This window comes from Enterobacter cloacae complex sp. SYL001 (genome assembly GCF_049237025.1).
In the GTDB taxonomy this organism is placed as follows: domain Bacteria; phylum Pseudomonadota; class Gammaproteobacteria; order Enterobacterales; family Enterobacteriaceae; genus Enterobacter; species Enterobacter intestinihominis.
In genome coordinates this window covers 21,512-43,999 of record NZ_JBMKJI010000001.1, presented here as the reverse complement: position 1 = coordinate 43,999, position 22,488 = coordinate 21,512, and the positions used below count along the sequence as shown (strand labels likewise).

Genomic DNA, 22,488 nt, shown 5'->3' with positions numbered 1-22,488 from the left:
CAGCAGGCAGAACTTTGTCAAGCGGCGCGCCAGACAGTAAACTACGCGCCAGATCTGGAACCCATTAGGAAGTAAATCGTGACGATTAAACTGATTGTCGGCCTCGCCAATCCGGGCGCAGAGTATGCCGCTACCCGCCATAACGCCGGCGCCTGGTATGTTGATCTGCTGGCGGAACGTCTGCGCGCTCCCCTGCGTGAAGAACCCAAGTTTTACGGGTATACCTCACGCATCAATCTTGCGGGTGCTGACGTGCGGTTGCTGGTGCCAACCACCTTTATGAACCTGAGCGGCAAAGCCGTGGCGGCTATGGCAACGTTTTATCGCATCAATCCGGATGAGATCCTGGTGGCCCACGACGAACTGGATCTGCCACCAGGCGTGGCGAAGTTCAAGCTGGGCGGCGGTCATGGCGGCCACAATGGCCTTAAAGACATCATCAGCAAACTGGGTAATAACCCTAATTTCCACCGTTTGCGCGTGGGAATCGGCCATCCGGGCGATAAAAACAAAGTTGTTGGTTTCGTACTGGGTAAACCACCGGTTTCTGAGCAGAAGTTGATTGACGAAGCGGTGGACGAAGCGGCCCGCTGCACCGAGATTTGGCTTCAGGACGGCCTGACGAAAGCCACCAATCGACTGCACGCTTTCAAAGCGCAATAATCGGCGCCATGGGGCTTTTTTACCGCGCGTCGTGCGGGTTACGTGTATAATAGGCGTAGTTATTTACTTTTGTTCAATCGGTTATCGTTAACGGATTGATTATCAAGATATTAAGGTGATTTAGAAATGGGATTCAAATGCGGTATCGTCGGTCTGCCAAACGTGGGCAAATCCACCCTGTTCAACGCGCTCACCAAGGCAGGTATTGAAGCGGCGAACTTCCCGTTCTGTACCATCGAGCCGAACACCGGTGTTGTTCCTATGCCCGATCCGCGTCTGGACCAGCTCGCGGAAATCGTGAAGCCGCAGCGCATTCTGCCGACCACCATGGAGTTCGTGGACATCGCGGGCCTGGTAAAAGGCGCATCCAAAGGTGAAGGCCTGGGCAACCAGTTCCTGACCAACATCCGTGAAACCGAAGCGATCGGCCACGTTGTGCGCTGCTTCGAGAACGACAACATTATCCACGTTAACAACAAAGTGGATCCGGCTGACGACATCGACGTCATCAACACCGAGCTGGCCCTCTCTGACCTCGACACCTGCGAGCGCGCCATTCACCGCGTGCAGAAGAAAGCCAAAGGCGGCGACAAAGACGCGAAAGCGGAACTGGCTGCCCTGGAAAAATGTCTGCCACAGCTGGAAAACGCGGGCATGCTGCGCGCGCTGAAAAACCTGACTGAAGAAGACAAAGCGGCGATCAAATACCTGAGCTTCCTGACCCTGAAGCCAACCATGTACATCGCCAACGTTAACGAAGACGGTTTCGAGAACAACCCGTACCTCGACAAAGTACGTGAAATTGCCGCGGCTGAAGGTTCTGTGGTGGTAGCGGTTTGCGCGGCCGTTGAATCTGATATCGCCGAGCTGGACGATGCCGACCGTGAAGAGTTCATGGCCGAACTGGGTCTGGAAGAGCCGGGCCTGAACCGCGTGATCCGCGCGGGCTATGAGCTGCTGAACCTGCAAACCTACTTCACCGCTGGTGTAAAAGAAGTGCGTGCATGGACCATCCCTGTCGGTGCGACTGCGCCTCAGGCGGCTGGTAAGATCCACACCGACTTCGAGAAAGGCTTCATTCGTGCGCAGACTATCGCGTTTGAAGACTTTATCACCTACAAGGGTGAGCAAGGCGCGAAAGAAGCTGGCAAGATGCGTGCTGAAGGGAAAGACTACATCGTTAAAGATGGCGATGTGATGAACTTCTTGTTTAACGTCTGATTAGTTTTGAATTAAAAAAATCCACGCTTTGGCGTGGATTTTTTTCGTTCTTATTTAGTTATTATTAACGTTAAAAAACACCTTCTTTGAGTGGATTATCTTTTTTTCCGCCCCAAGGGTCGTCTAATAAAAACTTAGCTGTGACAGTGTCTTTTTCCGGCACAAGAGTGAAATTGTAATAAATTTCATCCCCTTCACAAATCTCATAATAGAGCGAATACGTTTTGTTGGTTACATTTATGTTTATGTCAAATTTCTCTGTCGCAGAAGCCACCTGAAGCTTATTTTTATCTGTAATAAAAAATGGCACTACAATGCAGCGTTGAGCATTTTCATCTAAATTAAAAGTATTTTCTATTTTAATATTTACGTTTGCTCCAAATGCGTCCTCAGGTAAAGGATCAGAAATAACATAATCTTTATGAATCACAGCGCCTTGAGATACATTACCTTTACCCCACTGGCTCAGTTTTTCATCATAGTCTCGTGATCGTAGCAATATTTGACGATGTGAAATCAGTAGGTCAACATGTTGACTATATCTATGCCTCATTATGTAAAAAAGACTATTTTTCATATTCTTCTATCGTTTTTGTTGCTATGTACATATCTTCTCTTTGAGGATTGATTGACCATAAAGATAGCGATTATTACGCAAGGATGCCCCCATAACTGAAGTTGACAAATGCTAATTGAGTAAAAAATTCGTTGTAATTATGCTATATAAATAAAAACGAGCGGTTTGTCACCGAGTTTAGCAATGAAATTAACTATACAACAATAGTTACGTACAAAATAAAACAATAACTATTTTAAAATATTAATTAATTACAACTATAGAATATAGTAAGCTACAATTTCAACGCTATCAATTATACAACTCCTGATTTTTTGGCTGTAAAATATCCCCCCTGCATAAAACTATTAATCCTTTGAAAAAAAGGGCTTATTTTTCCCTTCTCTAGTCTGAGTGGCAACAATAACTTCATAAGCATCTCTTTCACTTCTTTGTGCTTTCAATGCTTCTTCGGATGTAATTTTCGACTCTTTATCAATCATAGCAATAGTTCCAGCATCATATCGGATAAAATATTCATTATCTCTTTTAATTATGTCAATGCCAAAACCAGTAAAAATAACTTCACTCATTTTTCGTACCTCTATTTGTTTATAATCGGTGTAATCAAAGCATCACCGACAGGCGTTTGATCTATTACGGCTTCAGGGATCCCTCCTGACGTCTTACCTCCAGGAACCCAAAAATCATTAGCCCCTCCCTCGTTGCCTGAAGGCATCCTAAGCCCTTGAGGTTTAAGGATATCTATTCGGACCGGTGAATCGCCAAGATCTCCAGGGTCTAATCCTAACATTTTCTCTAACTTCCCGACATCTCCGCCAGCTTTCTTAATAATGTTATCAGCAACTGATTTTGGCATCACAAAATGACCAGATGGAGGGCCAATCTCAGCTCTATTCACTCCCCATGCAATTTTAGAAATACCATCATTAAATAAAGCAAGATGTTGCTTAACATAAGAAGGGTCTAGATAGTTCGTTGGGTTTGGCCGATTGGGCTTCGTCGTGCCTTTTAAAGAATTATACGCCTTTGCTGCCCAAGCCCTACTTGAGAAAACCCCTTTTGTTTTATTCTGGAAATCATTCCAGCTATTTCTGCACGATAACCCCCACGGATCCACCCACCCCAGCGCATTCGGCGCATACTGGTAAAGGTTTATTCCCCCCGCCAGCCCTATCGGGTCCTGCTGCGTAAACCGTCCGCAGTCCGGGTCGTAATACCGGAACAGATTGTAGTGCAGCCCTGTCTCACGGTCCAGGTATTGCCCCTGCATGCGCAGGTTCTGAGAATATCCTGATACCTGCGTTTCGCTTTCCCGCAGCAGTTTGCCCCAGGCGCTGTTCACCCCTTCCCAGCGCACCTGCCCTTCGCTATCAGTCATCCGCTCCGGTGTGCCGTTGGGCTGACAGTGGAACCAGAAGATTTCCGGGGCATCAACGCCGTCAATTCGTGCCAGCGGATCGTAGCTGTCCTGATCGCTGTAGACGTAGGTCAGCGGCACGTCCCCGTGCACCTCCTGCAACAGCCGGAACCCTTCCCAGACAAACCGCGTGGTGACCGGCTTGCCGGTTGGCTGCCCGCCCAGCATCTGGCGGCGCGTTTTGCTGATGCGTCGCCCGAGCGGGTCATAGCGGAAGCTGACCTGCGTCTGCGGCCTGTTGCGGTCCCGCGGCTGGCTGATGACCTCCGTCAGGCGGTGCTCGCCGTCGTAGCGGTAGTGCCAGCGGGTCTGGCCGTTATCCTTCTCCACGGTGCGGCCATGGATGTCATAGCACCAGCGAATGCCGTTCAGCTGCGTCAGGCGGTTGTGCGTGACCTTCTCAGCAGAGCCTTCGAGCGGGTTACCGGCAGCATCCCAGCGCCACTGCTCCTGGCCGGGCAGCGTGCCGTCCTGAACCAGCAGACGTCCGGCGCTGTCGTACTGCCAGCGGTACCAACTGAACGGGTTATCGTCCCGCTCTTCGCGGACCAGGTTATTGCGATAGTCGTAATCCCAGCGGCGGGACCAGCGGCGCGGCGACGGGCGCTGGGCATTGCCGGTAAAAACGTCCCGGCGATGCAGTCGACCGAGACGGTCATATTCGCTGCGTGTGGTTAGCAGCCCCTGCGTACGGCTGGTTTCACGGTGAAGTTCGTCGCGGGTAAAGTCGGAGACCGAGAGCTTATCAAGCGCGATGCTGAGCAGATGCCCGCTGCCGTAGTAGAACTGTTTCAGCTCCCGGCCATCGGGCAGCGTGACGGAGGTGCGGTTGCCAAGGGCGTCATACTGCCACGCCAGCTCGCCGTGTTCGCACGTTTCGCGCGTGACGCGCCCGAGCGCGTCATACTCAAACACAAGCTCCTGCTCGGCTTCGGCGCTCCAGGCATCGGCTGAAAGCGCGGGATGCAGCCCAATCCGGCTCAGAAGGCCGGACGGGGTGTAGTGGTAGCGGGTCTGCCCTTCCGGCGTGGTGCGGGCGACCAGCTGGCCGCTCGCGCTCCAGGCAAAGGCATGGGTAATGGCCTCCGGATGTCCGGCGGCAAAGGTGCGCGCTATCGTACGCCCACAGGCGTCGTAGCGATACTGCGAGGCCACGCCATCCAGCCCCACCTCTTCCAGCAGCAGCGAGTCCGCACCCCAGCGGAACTGGTACGCTTCGCCGTTTTCGTTTTCCAGGGCAATCAGACGCCCGCGGCTGTCCCAGCGGCGACGCACCTCTTCACCCTGCGTATTACGGGTGGCGGTTAAGCGCCCTGCCTCGTCGTATCTGAACTCGCTCTCTTTCCCGTCGGCGCCCGCATGCTTCACCGGCAGGCCACGTTCGTTCCATTTGAGAGATTCCATCCAGCCTTCCGGACGATCGAGCTGCACCGGACGCCCTGCGGCGTCGTAGCGGTAACGCGTCTCTTCGCCGTCGGCGCTTATCTCAGCCACCAGCCAGCCCAGCGGATGATAACGGTATTGTGTCACACGGCCCGAACAGTCCGTAACACGCACCATCTGCCCGGCCTCGTTGTACTCCTGGTAGCGGCTGTTGCCGGCGGCATCAACTTCTTCCACGACCTGACCAAACTCGTCCCGACGAAGCAGCGTGGTCTGCCCCATCGGATCCACCACGCACTTCAGCCCGTGATGTTCGTCATACAGGAAACGGGTGGCGCTACCGTCGGCTTCGATGATGGAGGCCGGAAGCGCACGGTGCTCCAGCCAGGTGGTGGTGCGGGTATTGCCGTCGGCGTCGATCTCCTGCACCCGGTTACCCATGTCGTCATAGACGAAGGTAACGGCATTACCGAGCGGATCGATGCGACGCGTGAGGAGTTCGTTGTCATCCCACTCGTAGCGCCAGTTCTCACCGCGCTCGTCAACGTAGCGAACAATCAGGTTTTGCGCGTTCCAGTAATGCTTTCGCGTCTGACCGTCGTAGTGATCGACGGTCGTCAGCCCGGCGGCTAGATCATAGCTAAAGCGACAGCCATCGCCGGTGCTGGTGCGGTTTTCCACCACGCGCCAGTGGTCGAATTTTTGCCAGCGGTATTCACTCTCCAGACCGCCCGGCAGACGGTGCCAGACCATCAGGCCATCATCGTTATAACGGTATTCACGGGTTACCACGCCGGAGGCATCCGTTGCGCTGGCCAGCTGGCCGCGCACGTCGTACCCCCACTGCATCAGCGGCCATGTCTGGTTGCCGTCAAAATGGCTCGCCGAGGTAACCCGCTGCGGGAAACGTTCATTTTCATAACGCAGAGTGACGTCGATCGCCCGCGGCTCATCGTGCAGACCGACCAGCCGCCCGTGCTCATCCCATTCTGTCAGCAACGCGTTGCCGTACTCGTCGCTGAGGGAGGCCAGGCGCAGTATGGCTGGGTTAGCGCGGGTCGGTTTATACAGACGCCACACCGCGCCGTCATCGTCGGCAATCGCCACGTCGCCGCTCTCATTGCGGCGGATGATAATGCCTTCGCTGATGCTGTAAAACGCGCGGTCGACCGGCGGCAGTTCAAAGCTCAGCTCGCGCCCGGTTTCATCGAACCAAGTGGCGTTGTTTTCTTCCAGCGTCAGATAGCTGTCAAAGGTGGTAGCCCAGCCCAGACCAAACAGCCCTTCGCGGGTGGTCAGGCTGTTGTAGCTGCGCTGCCAGCGCAGCGGGAAGCGCCCCGGCAGCGAGAAATCGAGTTCGTCGTCGTCATTCAGCACCTTCACACCGGTAGCGGCGTGAACCGGGTGCGAGGAGCCGAACACGGCGTTGACGGCCATATCGGCCAGCATCCCGCCACCGGCAGCAGCCAGCGCGCAGGGCATGTTTTTCAGGATCTTGCCCGGACGCCCGCGCAGCAGGGAGAGCGCAATCATCCCCAGCGCCAGGCCCGGCGTTTTGCCGCTTTTAATATCGCGAACCGTGAGGGTGTCGCCGCCGATGATCACGTTCGGGGAGACGTCGTCGGAAACGGTGCCTTCGCAGGTGGTGCGATCTTTTGCACGCACCGCGGGCTGCCCGTTGATAAAGACGCTTTTCGAGCCTTCCGCCAGATACTGCGGCCCGGAGTGTTTCTCGCACGCCACCTTGTCTTCTTCCAGCGGCGAGGTCCAGGCAGCGGCAGAGGCCACGCTCGGCTGCCACATTTCGCTGCCGAACTGTCCGGCAGCGGCAAGCAGCATGCCCGCGTAATCGGCAAAGCTGCCCGGCGACTGCGGCTCAGGGGAAGGGGTATCGGCGGGCGTCAGCGTGCCTGCCGCGCGCGCGGCGGGGATTGCGTTGGTGAGAACGTTATTTGAACCGGTGGTGATCTTACCCGCAGGCGACGGCGGAAAAAGCGCGTTGCCCAGCCCTTCAGCAGCATTGCTGATATCGTCGGTGATCCCCGCGACGTTCGCCAGAACCCCACCAATAATGCCGCTCAACAGACAGCTGGATCCAATTGCCGCCACGCCTGCCGCTGCGGCCCCGGCTCCCAGCAGTGGGGCCGCGACGGTCGCTGCCGCGCCCACCGCCGCGCCAATCACCGCATAGGCAGCGCCTTCCGCCACAATGCTGGTAATATCAGCAAAAATGCTGGAGTGAATAATCTCGTCGCCCTTACGGGCCGCGTTGTTATCGCTCATGCCTTACACATTCCGGTTGTCGTTTAGCGTCAGACTCTGCTTCAGTGCGCTCCAGCGCGCCTCGTCCTCTTCCGTAAAGGCTTTTAAGGCCGAGAGGGTAAAAATCATCAGTACCGGTTTGCCCGGCGTCTGCACGGCCAGCTGTTTTTGCCACAGGCGCTGGCCGTTACGGTCAAAGGTGGTCTCAACTTCCAGTCCGCTAATGTTTCCGTCTGGCCCGGCTTTTACGTGCTGAAATTCGTTCTGGGCGATCTCACCCATCTGAGAACGCAGCACATCCCACTGGCGGTGAAACTCTTGTTCGTAATTGCTGCCATCCGGGATGACGCCGCGACTGACCACTACAGATAACCCGCTTTCGTCATCGCGAATAATGTTCATGCTGTTATCCTGCCAGGCAGCAGGGAAAAGGGAAAACGAACCTTCCTGGAGGGTGTATTTCATAAGTGAACTCGGGATGATATTAGAATAATAAGATTAAAAGCGCTAAAGTTTATACAGCCAATATTAATTACTGCTTAGCGACTCAGAGGGACAAGATCATTACAACGTTAGCACTTTCTTTTTTTTCCGCAAAAACTTTAGGGGCAGCGATATTATTGGCCGTTTGATAATTATCTTCTTTCACAGCCCGTAAAGTTGCCTCGCAACTTAATGTTCGTAGCGTGACATAACTACCCTGCTCAGGCATTCCTGATTCAAAACTGGAAAGCCAAATGCCCATGCCAGCCCGCGTTCATCGGTAGGAGTGCGATATCCAACTGATTGTCCCGGCGTGTTTCCGCGAGGGATATTAGACAATTTCAGATCTGGAAAATGAGATTTGACTTGTTCAAGAGTAATACATGGATGATTAATTACGAAAGAAATCAAAGATACGCTGTTATCGCCATTTCCCCATAAACGAACATCCACATCGCTGATCCGTGTGCCATCAGTTAACGTAAAGGGAGCTGAAGTATAACGGTCTTCTTTCTCCTGTGTATTATTAATCAGCGGTTGGTTAAACAGTTTACTGACATCCTCAACTTGTTTACCCCACACTGATTTCATTTCTTTGATCATTTGCCACAACGAATCTTGATTCATTTTATTATGCCCTGCATAGGTAAATGCTGAAAATAGTGGAAGAACAATGAGGAATGTAGCTTTAATCATCCTACTTTCCATAGAATCCTCCATAGTAATCATTATAATTTAAATTAGTCCCTGAGGCTATTTCGCCTTTACCATACACTTTTCCTATTGCTTTGGCTGCATCAATGCGAGATAACTCACCGCTCACCATTTTATCATATGCAGAATTATATGCTTTTAGGTTTTCGGCACTTCCCGCTATATCAATATCAATACCGCCGTTTGCAAGGATCTCGCGTTGTATTTTAATGTTATTCAGCGTTGCTCCACCTTCATCCATAAGCTGGCTGTTGATGAAGTTTTCCTTACTCGAAGCATCTACCGCAACAGGATAAGTTGCATGCCCTGCCTCATGTGCCAGAGTTTGCACAGTTGTGGCTGTATCCTCCATGTGTTCAGGGTCCATGACAATCAATTTGTTATTAGTATCAGCGTAACTCCCCCCTCCTGCGGCTCCCGGCTGGATAGCCCACCCTTTATCTTTTAGATCTTTTAATTGTGTCTGAAGCGTTGGTGACTTATTGATTTCCTTAACTACATCTTCACTGAAGGGCATCACATCAGAGTTGTAGGAATTATTTTGATAAACGTAACTCCCTTTTAATGGTGGAGCTGCTGCAAATTTTGTTGTTGGTTTTGGTCTGGATGCTGCTGGCGCTGAAACTGCGGGAGCCGGATTCTTAGCACTTTTATTTGGAGAAAACTTCTCCTGCACCGCCGCATCAATATCCCCTTTATGCCCCGATCCCGGTGCCGTTGTGCCCGGCTTGGTTCCCGAGGTATTCAGATGCAGCTTACCACCCGTGGTGATATACCCATCTCCCTCAACGAAAAAGTTAAACTCTTTGCCAATCAGGTTAATCTTGCCGTTAGCGTTAAGCTCAATAGCACTCTCACCCGAGACCAGCCGCAGCTTCGTCCCGGAAGCAATGACATACTGCTCTACCGCTGCATCCAGCTTGCCTTTTCCCGTCAGGATCTCGGTTCCGCCTTTCACGGCCTGGATCTGGTTCGCTTCAACACGATGCAGCTCATTTTTCTTCACGTAATGGCTGCGCGCGCCGCCAACGCTGTGCGTTTCATCATTCTTGACGCTGGTGTCCATGTTGCGCTCGGCCTGGATCCACACCTGCTCTGCTCCCGCCTTGTCCTCAAAGCGCAGGGCGTTGGCGTTGTCCACTGAACCGTCTTTCGTACGGCTCATAAAGCCCATCTGCGTCGCCGCAGCCGGCAGCGCCCACGGCGGCATGCTCGCCTCGTTATACACGCGCCCGGTGATAATCGGTCGGTCCGGGTCACCGTTGATAAAGTCCACCACCACCTCATCGCCGACGCGCGGGATTTGCACCCCGCCGTAGCCCTGGCCCGCCCATGCGCTGGAGACACGCACCCAGCAGGAACTGGTGTCGTCACCCTTCGCCAGCCTGTCCCAGTGGAACTTCACCTTCACGCGGCCATATTTGTCCGTCCAGATACTCTCCCCCTGCGGCCCCACGACTTTCGCCGTCTGCGGGCCGTAGGTCCGCGGCCACGCCGTGCTCTGCGCCGGACGGTACGACACCGCCGCCGGGATAACGGTGAAATCGGTGCGGTGAATGGTTTCCCCCTCGCCGCTGGCGTAGCGGTTCTCCTCGAAGTGATACCCGGCCGCCGTCACCAGATACTCACCGTTATCGCTGAAGAATGGCGCGTTGGTCAGGGTAAAGATGTGGCCCGGCGCAATGCCCGCCGCCGTGGCCGTCGCCTGAATCTGCTGATGCTCCACCTGCCAGCGCTCCTGACGAATGCGGGCGTAGAACTCCGCATGGCCTGTCTCCACAAAGCGGCCCGGCCAGTCGTACACGTCGATGCTGCCCGGTTTCGGTGACGCCGGGTTCTGCTGCGCCTGGAACAGCCACGCGTTCGGCTTGCGGAAGTCGTAGTCGTCGAGGCTGTAAATCCCCGGCGTCACGCTGTCCTCCAGCGCCCACTGGCTGATGCCCTCTTCATCCGTACTGCCGCCGGACGGCGTCTGATGGTAAGGAATGACCTCATAGCCGCTGAACGGCTGATGCTGCGTCGCGGCGTCGGTCAGTACCAGGGTGTGCTTGTCCGCCTCGTGGCTGAAGTGATACGCAATCCCCTCCAGCTCCATCAGGCGGCTGATGAAGTCCAGGCTCGATTCCTGATACTGCACGCAGTAGTCCCACACCCGGTAGCTGCCGGTGAGTTTGTCTTCGAGGTTAACCTGATGCTCACCCAGCAGGGTTTTCACAATCTGCGGTACCGTCTGGCCCTGGAAAATCCGCAGGTTACGGTCGCGCTTCATCGGCCACAGGTCCGGCTCCACCGTCAGCTGGTAGACCGCATAGCGGGTGCCCGTCAGCTCCACGGCACTCACCGCCACGCGCGTCACCTTGCCGTTGATATAGCGGGGGGTAAGCAGGTTCTGGGTGGGGATGGTCACCGTGACCGGCTGACCGAGCAGCCTGCTGCGGTCAATGCGCGCATCCGTGCCGAGCAGGGTCAGCGTCAGCGCGAACGACTCCGACATCGCCTCGCGGCCGGAGAGTTTCCAGAAAAGCAGCCCCTCAACCGGGAGCTGAACGGTAATTCGGTTGAGCATAATCTTTATTCCGTAATGGTTTATGCTGAGAGTATTTTTAACGCAAGGTTTTTTTAAACGTGAATGTTCTGGTTGTTGGCCGTCTTACTCTTTAACCGGGGGCCATTCCCCTTCATATTTATAAATCCACAGGGAATAGATTTTCAGAAACTCTGACAAAAAGAACAAAAAGCCATTTAGCCAGACATTCATCACGCCCGTGAAACTTAACACCAGGGGAAAAAGGGAAACTGAGTAGCGAAATCCAACCAGACGCAGTATTTCCTGGTAGAGCGCCAGTCTTCTCGCGTATAAATTCCGGGCGAAGAAGCACCATGCTGAGGCAATAAAAGAGAGCAACAACAAGAAATCGAGAATAAAGAAAAGAATAACCAGAGCGCTATACCCACCAGCAGACAGCGTGTTCACAACCGTACTGAAGGCGTGTATATCGGAAATAAAAGGGATTCTGTCATGTCGCACGGACTGGGCACAATAGAGCACAATGGCCAGGGCATCCATGCATCCCCAGAAAACGAAAACCTTATCTCTGGCGTTCATGACAGTTGAGCAATCACTTAACCGGCGCGGGTGGCCATTCGCCCCCCTTCTGGATGAGCTTCTCTTTTATTTCGTTTAATTTCTCGTATTGCTCACTGCCTCGGTCAAGTCCATTCAGCGCGTCCGCGAGCGCATTGCTCATCGACCAGCCATTTTTGGCCTTAATTGACGGATCCGCTCCCCGATCGAGCAGCAACAAGACATGATCGTAAGCCTGGTTATCCAGCGCATCAAACACCAGCGTTTTACCCAGTGAGTTGGTTGAGTTTACGTCAGCACCGCGATCGAGCATGGCTTCCAGCGTCTCTGTATTTTTCGCTTTAAGCGACTGGAAGACGATCGGTTCGTGGAAAACCTTATCTTTCACGTTGGGTGAGAGGCCACCGTCCAACATCGCGTCGATCCAGTCCGCACTGTCTCCCTTTAGGGCAAATTCAGCAGGACTGCTTTTTCCCTGCGGTCGAGGCTGGAGCGGATCTGCGCCATCCTTAACTAGCAACGTAATCACCTTTAAATGGCTCGACGTTTTTTTATCATTAATTGCGTTGCCAAGGGCCCAGAAAAGCAGGGTCATATCCTGCTTTCCTGGTTGATTAAGGTCGTTGTCTGGCGCAAGCGTCTTCACCGCATCGACGTCGCCTTCCTCAATCGCTTTCGCCAGTTCAAGCTGCTGGCCGCTGAAGTAGTCCTGTGGATTAAGGTCCATATCCTGCTTACACCCCTGAATCATGAATAAAAAACATAACGCGACAAAAGCCATCAACCCTTTTTTCACAATCGACTCCCGATTATCGAAATATCCTCATCCTTCTGTTGCTCTATGCAATCAATCGCTTGATTAATTCCGTGGCGGTCCAGCGCGCTTCCGGTTCCACCGGGAAGATCATGGGGTATTCCGGCAGCATTAGGGCTCAGCGCAGAGATTTCCTCTTTGAGGATCCACGAAGGGACATGCCCTTTCATCGTTTTCAGATCTTCCCAGGGGTTAACTTCCTGAATCTTCGTCAGCAGTTCACCTTCAACCCGATACGCCTGGATATTATCCGTACTGCCTAATATCTTACCGCCGTATTTTTCTACGGTTCCGGCATTGAGGCCGGCGGCGTTAAACGTCCACCCCGCTTTCCCGCTGCCCATAGAGGTTGCAGAGGCGAGACCACCGCCAAGGGAATGACCGGCAATATCAATATTCTGCCCTGACCTTGCCAGCTCCTTACCGATACTCACGGCCTTTTTATAATAATCTGAAGCCATACCCATGCCCTGTGAGAAGTTATTCGACCAGTCAGCCCCGTTTACCACCGGCGCCAGTTCCCCTTTGGTCAGTAGAGAGGAGACATTCTCAGACAGAGAGGCGAAACCAGGCTCGCGCGATCCCCTGAATACCAGCGTGGGGTTCATATCTGCACCAAACACTTCCGGCTTCGGTTGATAGACGCGCGCCAGAAAATTGGGGGACGTATCATCGTCAAAGAGCATGGATTTGTTCAGCCCGAACTTTCCTAACAGCGCATCGTCATTACTGATATCTGTCCATCCCTCCGGCACGCCCGGTGTGGTTTCGAGCGGGTTCACGGTCTTATAAATATTTTCCGCAAGCTTCGCTTTTTCCACCGCGATATTATTCGCTGCCAGACGTTTCGCGGCGATCTGGGCATCCGGATAAAGGCTATTGCTCCCCTTCGCAATCAGATCCTTACGCGCCTGCCAGCGTTCTGCTTTGGTCATCTTCTGAAGCTGCCCGGCATAGGTTTTACCGTCCTTGCCGGGAGTAGGTTCATCCGGCACCTGTGCCGTTTTAGATTTCACTACCTGTTTTGGCAGTACCGTTGGTGCAGGGCGAGATCCGTACGTTCTCACCATGGTTTCGTAGCGGTCAACAATCGTACTCACCGGATACCAGCCCAGGCCGACCAGCGAGGCAGCCTGGAGTTGCCCTTTGGCGTTGATATAAAAAATTTCCGTTACTGATGACCAGTCACGAAAACTTTCGTCAATGGCAACCACTCTGCCCATCTCTAAATCCTGCGCGATCAGCGTGCGGGTATCGCGCCCGGACTGACAAGGATTCGCACCGGTGATCGTGCGCAGCAGATCGTAGCGCGTGAAGAACGAGCGCAGCGAATGGTCGGGAACCGACATAATCCACTGTCCGGCAACGGACGGGCGGATTATTTTCGCAAACAGCGCTGGCGAGACGTTCTCGTGGAACAGATAGACAAACTTGATGTTATACATTCGCTCCGTCCTGTTACCCGCAGGCTTACGGATTCACCAGCCAGGTGCCTGGCTTCGCAATATCCAGCGTCTGGGTACGCGTTCTTCCATTGCCTTCCAGTTCAATGCGGGTCTCGCCTGCAGGCAGTTTCAGCGATGCGTAACCGTTATTCCCCGGACGCAGCGCTTTCGGCTCGCCGTTCACCTTCAGCGTCTCGCCATCAAGCATGCGGATATAGACCAGCGCGACCGGGCTGGCGTCGACAGGCGACGCACTCTGCTGCGCCGTAGCAGGTGGCGCTACCGGCTCGCTCACGTCGGCAGTTGCCGGTCTGGTTTCCGCTGCGGCGGAGGTTTCAGCCGGAGGGCTCACGGCAGGGGTTTGCGCCGTCTGCGCTGGCGTTTCCTGGCTGCCGCCGCCGAACAGCATCGCACCGGCAACCACCCCAACCAGCACGCCCGCGGCCACCAGCCCCGGAAGCTTGTAACGTCGCCAGTCCAGCGCGGAAGCAGATGTCTCCTCTTCCACCGGCACCAGCATCGTGCCGGTCTTCTTCGCGGTCAGCACCTCGTCGATACCGGCGACGGGCATCTCGATCAGCGCCGCAAACTCTTCGATGGATTGCGGACGGTCTTCCATATGCAGCGCCAGCGCCTTGTCGATGGCCTGAAGCAGCGGAATGGAATACCCCTGCGGCATCAGCTCCACCAGTGGTTTGCAGGTGTCCTGAATCGAACGCACCACGCTGACCGGTGGCGGAGAGCCAACGATAAGGGTGCGCAATACGGCGCCGAGCGCGTAGATATCCGTCCACGGCCCCTGCTCGCTTTCATTGTCGTCGGTATACTGCTCGATAGGCGCGAACCCCGGACGCAGCATGGTTTCCGTCTCATCCGAGAGATTACCGATGGTGCGGCGCGCCGATCCGAAATCAAGCAGCACCGGCAGGCCGTTATCCTGAATCTGAATGTTATCCAGCGAGATGTCGCGGTGCAGGTAGCCCTCATCGTGGATCGTTTTGATGGCGCCGAAGAGCATTGGCAGCATGCGGCGGATCCACGCCTCGTTAATCAGCTCCGGTTTCTCTTCGCGCAGACGCGACAGCGTGGTGCCGCTGTAAAACAGCGTCCCCATATAGGCCGTGTCGTTTTGCACCCAGAAGCGCAGCACGTGCAGCAGGTTCGGGTGGTTAAAGCGCGCCAGCAGGCGGGCTTCCTGGATGAAGCTGTTCAGACCGGCAGAAAACGCTTTGCCGAAGCGCTCGCTGCGCAGCACCAGCGTCATATCCTCGCCGCGCACGGCGAGGGAGGAAGGCATAAACTCTTTGATAGCGATAGTGCGTTCGAGCTGGTGATCCCAGGCGCGATAGACGATGCCGAATCCGCCGCCGCCAATCACCTCTTTTATCTCAAACTCATTGAAACGGTACCCGACCGGGAGCGCGTTTGGGACAGTCCGATTGTTATCATTATCCGTCATCTTTTACAGTTCTCTTGATGATTATTACGCGGCAAACTGACAGTGGAACTCGCCCTGCTCGCAGGTGACATGCAGACGTCGGTACTGCTCGTCGCTGCGGCTGGCGGTAAGTAAAATCTGGCTCATCTGAGGCAGCAACGTATTGGTCAGAATCGCATCCACCATACGCCCGCCCGACTCAACCTCGGTACAGCGCTGAACAATCTGTTCGACCACGCTGTCGTCAAATTCAGAAATAATATTGTGATTCTCTTCCAGACGACGCTGAATGCGCCTGAGCTGAAGACGCACAATCTGCCCCAACATCTCGTCGCTCAGAGGGTAATACGGCACCACCAGCAGGCGGCCCAGCAGCGCAGGCGGAAACACCTCCAGCAGCGGCTGGCGCAGGGCGCCGCTTAACGCGTCAGGATCCGGCATCAGTTCCGGGTCGGCGCACATGGCTGCGATCAGCTCGGTGCCGACGTTAGAGGTCAGAATAATAATGGTGTTACGGAAATCAATGTGACGCCCTTCGCCGTCCTCCATCCAGCCCTTGTCGAAGACCTGGAAGAAGATCTCGTGCACGTCCGGGTGCGCTTTTTCAATTTCGTCCAGCAACACCACGCTGTAGGGACGGCGGCGCACGGCCTCGGTTAAGACGCCGCCTTCACCATAGCCCACATAGCCCGGAGGCGCACCTTTTAACGTCGAAACGGTGTGCGCTTCCTGGAATTCACTCATGTTGATGGTAATGACGTTCTGCTCGCCGCCGTAAAGCGACTCCGCCAGCGCCAGCGCGGTTTCGGTTTTGCCCACGCCGGACGGCCCGCAGAGCATAAATACGCCGACCGGTTTGTTCGGATCGTCAAGCTTCGCCCGCGAGGTTTTTACCCGACGGGCAATCAGATCCAGACCGTGACGCTGACCAATAACCCGCTGGTTCAGCGTATCAGCCAGGTTCAGCACCGCGTCGATCTCATTTTTCACCATCCGACCCAGCGGGATCCCGGTCCAGTCCGAAACCACCGCAGCCACCACGTTTTCATCGACCGCGGCAAACAGCAGCGGTTCGTCACCCTGTAAGGTCTTCAGCGCCTGCTGCTGTTCTGCCAGCTGGCCGCGCAGTTCAGCCGTATCCTCATCACTCGCCGCAAACAGTGCGGCACGCAGACGGATAATTTCCTGCACCCGCGTGCGCTCTTCTTCCCAGCGACGAGCCAGGGCCTCGCGTTGGGTTTCGAACGCGTCACGTTCGGCGCTTAATGTCGCCACGCGCGCCGGATCGCCCGCCCCCACGCGCGCTTCACGTTCGGCAATCTCCAGCTCCACGTCCAGGGCCGCCAGATGACGCAGGCAGTCTTCCAGCTGGGCAGGCGGCGCGCTCTGGCTGACGGCCACGCGCGCGCAGGCGGTATCCAGCAGCGCCACCGCTTTATCCGGCAGCTGACGCGCAGGAATATAGCGATGCGACAGTTTCACCGCCGCGCTGACCGCTTCGTCGAGGAGTAAAACCTGATGATGAGTTTCCAGCGGCGACACGGTGCTGCGCAGCATCAATACAGCTTTCGCTTCATCCGGCTCGTGAACCTGTAGGGTCTGGAAACGGCGGGTCAGCGCCGGATCTTTCTCAATGTATTTTTTGTATTCCGCCCAGGTGGTCGCGCCGATGGTGCGCAGTTGCCCACGCGCCAGGGCAGGCTTGAGCAGGTTAGCGGCATCGCCGGTGCCCTGCTGGCCGCCAGCGCCAATCAGGGTGTGGATCTCATCGATAAACAGAATAATCGGCGTGGCGCTGGACTGCACCTCGTTAATCAGCGCCTGGAGGCGCGCCTCAAATTCCCCTTTCATGCCCGCTCCGGCCTGAAGCATGCCGATATCCAGCAGCCACAGCTGAACGTTTTGCAGCGGCTCAGGCACGTCGCCGTCAGCGATACGCAGCGCCAGCCCTTCCACCACTGCCGTTTTCCCGACGCCAGCTTCCCCGGTCAGCAGGGGGTTGTTCTGGCGACGACGCATCAGAATATCGACCATCTGGCGGATCTCTTCATCGCGCCCCACCACCGGGTCAATTTTCCCATCCCGGGCGCGCGCCGTCAGATCCTGACCATACTGCGCCAGCGTGCCCTGCGCAGCCGGTACTGCCCCGGCAGCTGCGTCCGCAGCGGCGGCGGCCTGCTGGCTCTCTTTGCTGCTGGCGCAAATAGCGTCGAACTGCTCGATCAGCACCTCGACGTTAAGACGGGTGAACTGCGCCGAAATACTTTTCAGCACGTTAGCCAGATTCCACGTTTTCAGTATGCCGATCAACAAATGGCCGCCGCGGATGCGGCTGACGCCAAACTTCAGCGAGCCGTAGACCCAGGCGCGCTCGACGGCGCTGTCGATATGCTCGGAAAGATCAGAGACGGAACTCGCGCCACGCGGCAGGGCATCCAGAGCCGCCACGATATCGCGCGTCAGCTGCTGTTCATCAAGGGCGAAGTGACGGATGACCTGTTGCAGATCGCCATCCTGCTGCTGCATCAGCTGATGCAGCCAGTGCACCAGCTCAACGTACGGGTTGCCGCGCAGCTTACAGAAGGCAGTCGCGCTTTCCAGAGAGGTAAATAACAGCGTATCCAGTTTGCCGAAAAGCACGGCACGGCTAATTTCTGACATGTTAGTTTCCATTAACAATGATTCGGTATACGGAAGGATTATCGCTCTGCGCGATACACCAGATCGCCACGCGGAACAGGCTGAGGCTGAAGGCCCAGCCAGGTGTTGTACCCTAATCGCCCGGCGCTGCCGAGCGTGGTGCCCTGCACCGCATCGGCGCGCAGGATCACCCGTGTTTCCCATTCAAATTCCACCCCGGCGTACTGTCGCACCCAGTCGCGCAGCTCGGTGACCCACCCTTCGCCCGGCAGAAAACGGTTGTATTCGTCTGCGCTCGACGGGCCAATCTCAAGACGAAATTTATGCTGCACGTCGCGTACCGCAATGCCAAGAAAAGCGGACTCCCCCATGCGCGGCAGGCGACGCCCCTCACCCAGCTGTGCCTGCTCCCGCGTTGAGAGCGGCATCCACTGCGGTACATTGGCCACCAACCTGACCGGAATGTTGAAATAGTTGCGCAGGATCTTCTCCAGCCCTTCCGGGTCCCGCCCGTGGCGGGTCAGGTGCCCGGCGTGAGTAAAGCGGGCATGCGGGCTCAGGCTGCCTTTCGACATCTGGCCGGGCTGACCCATGCCAATCAGCGATGCAAGATACCCTTCGAAGCGCCTGTTGTCGTCGCGATCCAGTGAAACGGCAGGCTGCGCGTCCGCCCAGGCGCGGTAAAACAGCAGCGTCAGGCGGTGGTGAAAGAGGTCAGCAAACGCGCTGAGGCTGTGATCCTGATGATGATGAATACGCTCGCGGGCATACTCGGTCATGTGCACCGGCAGTGGGCCGTTAGGACCAAACAGGCCGAAGCTCAGAATGGAAACCTCATGCAGTCCATTCTCTTCCCGCTGCCGGACCTCGGCAACCGTTGACGGCGCAAACCCCATTGAAGGCTGCTGACCAATACGCAGCGGCTCAAATTTAGGCAGCGGCGCGCGCCCCAGCGGGTAACGTTCACCGCCCTGGGCATCAATACGTCTTAACAGCTGAAACAGATCGTAGCGCCACGGCGTCTCGCACACTCCGCGCCAGAACGCATCGGGCAGCGGCGTCAGGCGATGCACGCGCAGCGTTGCAGGGGCAACTTCACTCATACCAGCGCCCTTTTACCCATGCGCGGCGCCCAGTAGCCGATTTCGCCGCGCTGCTGGCTCTTGAGCGTGAACTCCGTAAAGCTGTTGATGGAGACCAGGCGGGCAAAAAGGCGTTCCAGCACGCTGCCGAAAAGCCACGGGCTGGCACCGGAAAAGGCGCGTTCGTCCACCGTCAGAGTGATGCCGATCCCGCGGGCGAACACCACCGGGCCGGGTTCAGGCACGCGGCGGTGCACCGGCTCCAGCACGCAGTGACGAACGCCATCCACCTGACGGGCAACCGGCGTCTCGGCGAGGTTAGCGTACAGCCCTAACAGCTGACGCAGCGCGGCAGCGCCCTCTTCGTTTTCGCTGTCCATCAGGCTGAGGTAGTTCATTTGCAGCTGGCTGATGAGCCGCCAGGTACTGAACCCTTCCGCCAGCGCCGGACGCGGCGGCGTCGGGCCTTTACGCAGGGTTAACGCCTTCACCGGCATGGAGTCGGCCATAATAAACTGCCCAAGCTCCTGCTGGAGCATCAGCGGCAGGTCGCGGCTGGTACACAGCACCTCGGCGGAAATGTAGCGCAAATTCTCCTGCCACGGCGCGTGCTGCGCATCCACCAGCGAGACGAAGACCTCCGAGCCGATATAGCCCGTGCGGGTGCCGTAGCGCAGCGCGTGTTCAGAGAGGACGCGCTGTTCACGGCGCAGGGAAAAATAGGCGCCGTAGTTGCCCGCGTCTCCGCTCCAGGTACTCCAGAACGGACGAAACGTCTGGTCGTCCCGCTGACCATCCGCACTGGCATAGATTTTTTTCACAGCATAAATTTCATAATCCAGCGGGCGGATGTTATCCACCACCAGATGGTATTCATGCTGGCTTTCGCTCAGCTTCTGCCGGGCCGCCACTTTCGGGAACAGGTTGATCACCGGCGTACAGTGCAGCGCCATGTGGCTGGCATCCACCACGCGCTCCAGCTGATCGTCGCTCTTGTCGAGCAGAATGAAGATATCAAACGCTTTTTCGTCTTCGCAGCGCTGGATCAGCTTGCCCAGCCCGCTCAGGCTGATGAAGCGAAAACGCGCCGGGAACGCAAAGTACTCCTGCAACAGGCGATAGCCGTCGAAGTTACGCAGATCGTCCGGGAGCAGCGCCTGATCCGCATCAAAGCCTTCCTGACGCAGGGCGTCAGACGACAGCAGCTGGCGCTGGGGCTGCTTGCTGACCGTCTGGCAGACAATACCCGCGTGGTGCTCCATCACCAGCTCCAGCAGCTTCAGCGCCTCGATGTCCGGGCCGCTTAAGAAGAACTCCAGGCGGTCAAAATCCAGGTGCCCAAGATGCTGCGGGCCATCGCAGGCAATGCGGATCCGTAAGGCGCTGCTGATCCCCCGCTGGCTCAGGCCGAGCTGGGCCAGCGGCAGATCGGCGGGAACGCCGCCCAGCTCGATCCGCTCAATTTTTAACGGCAGCAGGTTGACCTCGTGCGCCGTGGTATAGCTGCACGTAACGCCGGTTTTTTTCAGCGCCAGGCTGTCCATCATGGTGCCGCGCGGCACAATAAAGCCTTTGCTCAGGTCGCCCCGGCTGCTGTCGGGCTGAATTTCAGCGATCGCCATCGACGGCGTAGGCGCCAGATAATTTGGCGCAATCATCTCCAGCATACGCTGTGAAAAGCGTGGAAATTCGGCGTCCATTTTCATCTGCACGCGGGAGGTCAGGAAGGCGAAACCTTCCATCAGGCGCTCTATGTACGGATCCGCCACTTCGATGCCGCGCATGCCGAGCCGCCCCGCCACTTTTGGGTAGCGTTCGGCGAACTCCGCGCCCATCTCGCGCAGATAGGCCAGTTCACGGTTGTAATATTCGAGCAGTTTGCTTTCCATAATTACCCCGCATCCTTCAGTTCAAAATGGCCGTTCTCAAGATCGACGTCGGTGCGAAAGAGAAACTCCAGCGGATACGGTACGCACCACAGGCGGCCTTTGATTTCGATAGACAGCACGTTGTGCAGATCTAATGAGGAGGTATCGGACACGCAGCGAACCTGAAGCCCCTGCGGCAGGATCCGCGGTTCAAAGTTAATAATCGCTTCGGTGAGCTTGCGCTGAATGTCGTGCCATTCGATATCGGACATTCTTTTCCCCGCCAGCGGCGCGACGCCAAAGTTAACGACAGAACGGCTCACCTGCGTCAGACCACTCAGATCGCTGGAGGCATCGTGGTTAATGGTGTTAAACAACCACTGTAAATCCCGCAGGACGTTACGACGCAGCGCGGCGTGGGTAATCAGATTACTGTTGGCGGACTCGCGTTTTTTTTCCGGATCGTTATCCGTCAGGCGATCCAGCAGTGACGGCTGCATTTTGTCGCGCGCCCCCACTTTCTCCTGTCTGCTGCGGGCCTGCCAGCCGCTGCGCAGCAGATCGCCTTCGCCAGCGGGATTACTCATCCGCGCCATCCGCGGCGAACGTCACCAGGCTCAGGGTGAGCAGCGGGCTTTCGCTTTGCTCGCTCAGCCAGGCTTTCTGCCCCATGCCTTCATACAGGGTGCCGTCATCGTCGAGTGGAAGCCACTCGGTGGTGCGCCCCAGCTTAACGCTGTCTGGCGCTCCGTCAGCAAACGGATAACGCGCCGGGATCTGACACACCTGCTCGGTGCCGTCCGTGAGGCGGACCAGAGCATGACGCCACACCAGATCGGTCACGCTGGCCGGAGCCTGAAAACGGATCGTGTCGATGGCGCAGAACGGCACCCAGAAATAGCGGCCGTTGACCAGGGTTTCACACACCGGCCCCAGACGGGCATCGCCGTCCATCAGCCATTCAAAGGTGTGGCTCTCTTCATTCTCCAGCGTGACCTGCCCGCGGCTTGCCGGGGCCTGTTCGAGTGCCGCCAGGCGCAGCGTTTGCGCATGCCCTGCGCTTTCGGTCAGCGCCTGGGCTAACGTGGTCAGCCACGGCCACTGCGCCTCGGGCATTGCCGGTCGTACCTCTCCCGCGAACACGCGCGCCCGCTGCTGTTCACCCTGAATGGCCTGCTCCAGCAGCGTCACGGTTGGTTTTGCCTGCGGCTTCAGCGCCAGCCAGCTTTTCAGCTGGGTCAGGGCGCGCGCCCAGTTGCCGCTGAGGATCAGAAACTGCACAAACGCAGCGCGCAGATCGGCATCCGCCGGACGAGCTTTGATTTCGGCTTCCAGGCGAAGCAGCGCGTCGCTAATCGACTCACCCGCCAGACGTTGATAAAGCGTATTCATA

At 56.3% G+C, this 22,488-nt stretch carries 17 protein-coding genes; 2 read left to right on the top strand and 15 right to left on the bottom strand.

Annotated elements, in window-relative coordinates:
* Nucleotides 1-78 precede the first annotated feature (78 nt).
* Nucleotides 79-663 carry an aminoacyl-tRNA hydrolase gene (pth, locus tag ACOTZP_RS00185; protein ID WP_006810922.1) on the top strand — a complete coding sequence of 195 codons (585 nt, stop codon included), beginning with the start codon at nt 79-81 and terminating at the stop codon, nt 661-663.
* A 126-nt stretch (nt 664-789) separates the two neighbouring features.
* Nucleotides 790-1,884: a redox-regulated ATPase YchF gene (gene ychF / locus ACOTZP_RS00180; protein ID WP_010432886.1), complete on the top strand. Its 1,095-nt coding sequence runs from the start codon at nt 790-792 to the stop codon at nt 1,882-1,884.
* Nucleotides 1,885-1,954: 70 nt separating this feature from the next.
* Here ychF and comJ read toward each other — a convergent pair whose 3' ends face one another.
* From comJ to ACOTZP_RS00105, 15 genes are all read right to left on the bottom strand, one after another.
* Nucleotides 1,955-2,461 carry a competence protein ComJ gene (comJ, locus tag ACOTZP_RS00175; protein ID WP_421633572.1) on the bottom strand — a complete coding sequence of 169 codons (507 nt, stop codon included), beginning with the start codon at nt 2,459-2,461 and terminating at the stop codon, nt 1,955-1,957.
* A gap of 347 nt (nt 2,462-2,808) precedes the next feature.
* The gene (locus ACOTZP_RS00170; protein ID WP_023330151.1) at nt 2,809-3,033 is read right to left on the bottom strand and encodes a hypothetical protein; all 225 of its coding nucleotides are present in this window, start codon (nt 3,031-3,033) and stop codon (nt 2,809-2,811) included.
* Between the two features lie 11 nt (nt 3,034-3,044).
* Complete coding sequence (locus ACOTZP_RS00165; RefSeq protein WP_271074647.1) at nt 3,045-7,547, bottom strand: RHS repeat-associated core domain-containing protein; 4,503 nt, start codon at nt 7,545-7,547, stop codon at nt 3,045-3,047.
* Nucleotides 7,548-7,550: 3 nt separating this feature from the next.
* On the bottom strand, nt 7,551-7,991 hold the full coding sequence (locus ACOTZP_RS00160) for a DcrB-related protein (RefSeq protein ID WP_421633571.1): 441 nt from the start codon (nt 7,989-7,991) through the stop codon (nt 7,551-7,553).
* Nucleotides 7,992-8,198: 207 nt separating this feature from the next.
* Nucleotides 8,199-8,705, bottom strand: coding sequence for a hypothetical protein (locus ACOTZP_RS00155; RefSeq protein ID WP_223861994.1), 507 nt, complete (start codon nt 8,703-8,705; stop codon nt 8,199-8,201).
* Between the two features lies 1 nt (nt 8,706).
* A complete protein-coding gene (locus ACOTZP_RS00150) occupies nt 8,707-11,289 on the bottom strand; it encodes a type VI secretion system Vgr family protein (RefSeq protein WP_063148594.1) in 2,583 nt (860 codons plus the stop codon).
* A gap of 84 nt (nt 11,290-11,373) precedes the next feature.
* Nucleotides 11,374-11,790, bottom strand: a complete 417-nt coding sequence (locus ACOTZP_RS00145; protein ID WP_022648397.1) for a hypothetical protein — start codon at nt 11,788-11,790, stop codon at nt 11,374-11,376.
* A 52-nt stretch (nt 11,791-11,842) separates the two neighbouring features.
* On the bottom strand, nt 11,843-12,604 hold the full coding sequence (locus ACOTZP_RS00140) for an ankyrin repeat domain-containing protein (RefSeq protein WP_271074646.1): 762 nt from the start codon (nt 12,602-12,604) through the stop codon (nt 11,843-11,845).
* Nucleotides 12,601-14,067 carry a phospholipase gene (locus ACOTZP_RS00135; RefSeq protein ID WP_271074645.1) on the bottom strand — a complete coding sequence of 489 codons (1,467 nt, stop codon included), beginning with the start codon at nt 14,065-14,067 and terminating at the stop codon, nt 12,601-12,603. The genes ACOTZP_RS00140 and ACOTZP_RS00135 overlap by 4 nt, the downstream gene beginning before the upstream one ends.
* Before the next feature lie 25 nt (nt 14,068-14,092).
* A complete protein-coding gene (locus ACOTZP_RS00130; protein WP_023306450.1) occupies nt 14,093-15,526 on the bottom strand; it encodes a serine/threonine protein kinase in 1,434 nt (477 codons plus the stop codon).
* Between the two features lie 24 nt (nt 15,527-15,550).
* Nucleotides 15,551-18,166 carry a type VI secretion system ATPase TssH gene (gene tssH / locus ACOTZP_RS00125; protein ID WP_271074644.1) on the bottom strand — a complete coding sequence of 872 codons (2,616 nt, stop codon included), beginning with the start codon at nt 18,164-18,166 and terminating at the stop codon, nt 15,551-15,553.
* A 38-nt stretch (nt 18,167-18,204) separates the two neighbouring features.
* Nucleotides 18,205-19,248, bottom strand: a complete 1,044-nt coding sequence (tssG, locus tag ACOTZP_RS00120; protein WP_421633570.1) for a type VI secretion system baseplate subunit TssG — start codon at nt 19,246-19,248, stop codon at nt 18,205-18,207.
* A complete protein-coding gene (tssF, locus tag ACOTZP_RS00115; RefSeq protein ID WP_023300321.1) occupies nt 19,245-21,116 on the bottom strand; it encodes a type VI secretion system baseplate subunit TssF in 1,872 nt (623 codons plus the stop codon). Before tssF ends, tssG begins: the two co-directional genes overlap by 4 nt.
* A 2-nt stretch (nt 21,117-21,118) precedes the next feature.
* Nucleotides 21,119-21,682, bottom strand: a complete 564-nt coding sequence (tssE, locus tag ACOTZP_RS00110) for a type VI secretion system baseplate subunit TssE (RefSeq protein WP_015570336.1) — start codon at nt 21,680-21,682, stop codon at nt 21,119-21,121.
* Nucleotides 21,675-22,487 carry a type VI secretion system accessory protein TagJ gene (locus tag ACOTZP_RS00105; protein WP_022648404.1) on the bottom strand — a complete coding sequence of 271 codons (813 nt, stop codon included), beginning with the start codon at nt 22,485-22,487 and terminating at the stop codon, nt 21,675-21,677. Before ACOTZP_RS00105 ends, tssE begins: the two co-directional genes overlap by 8 nt.
* Nucleotide 22,488 lies beyond the last annotated feature (1 nt).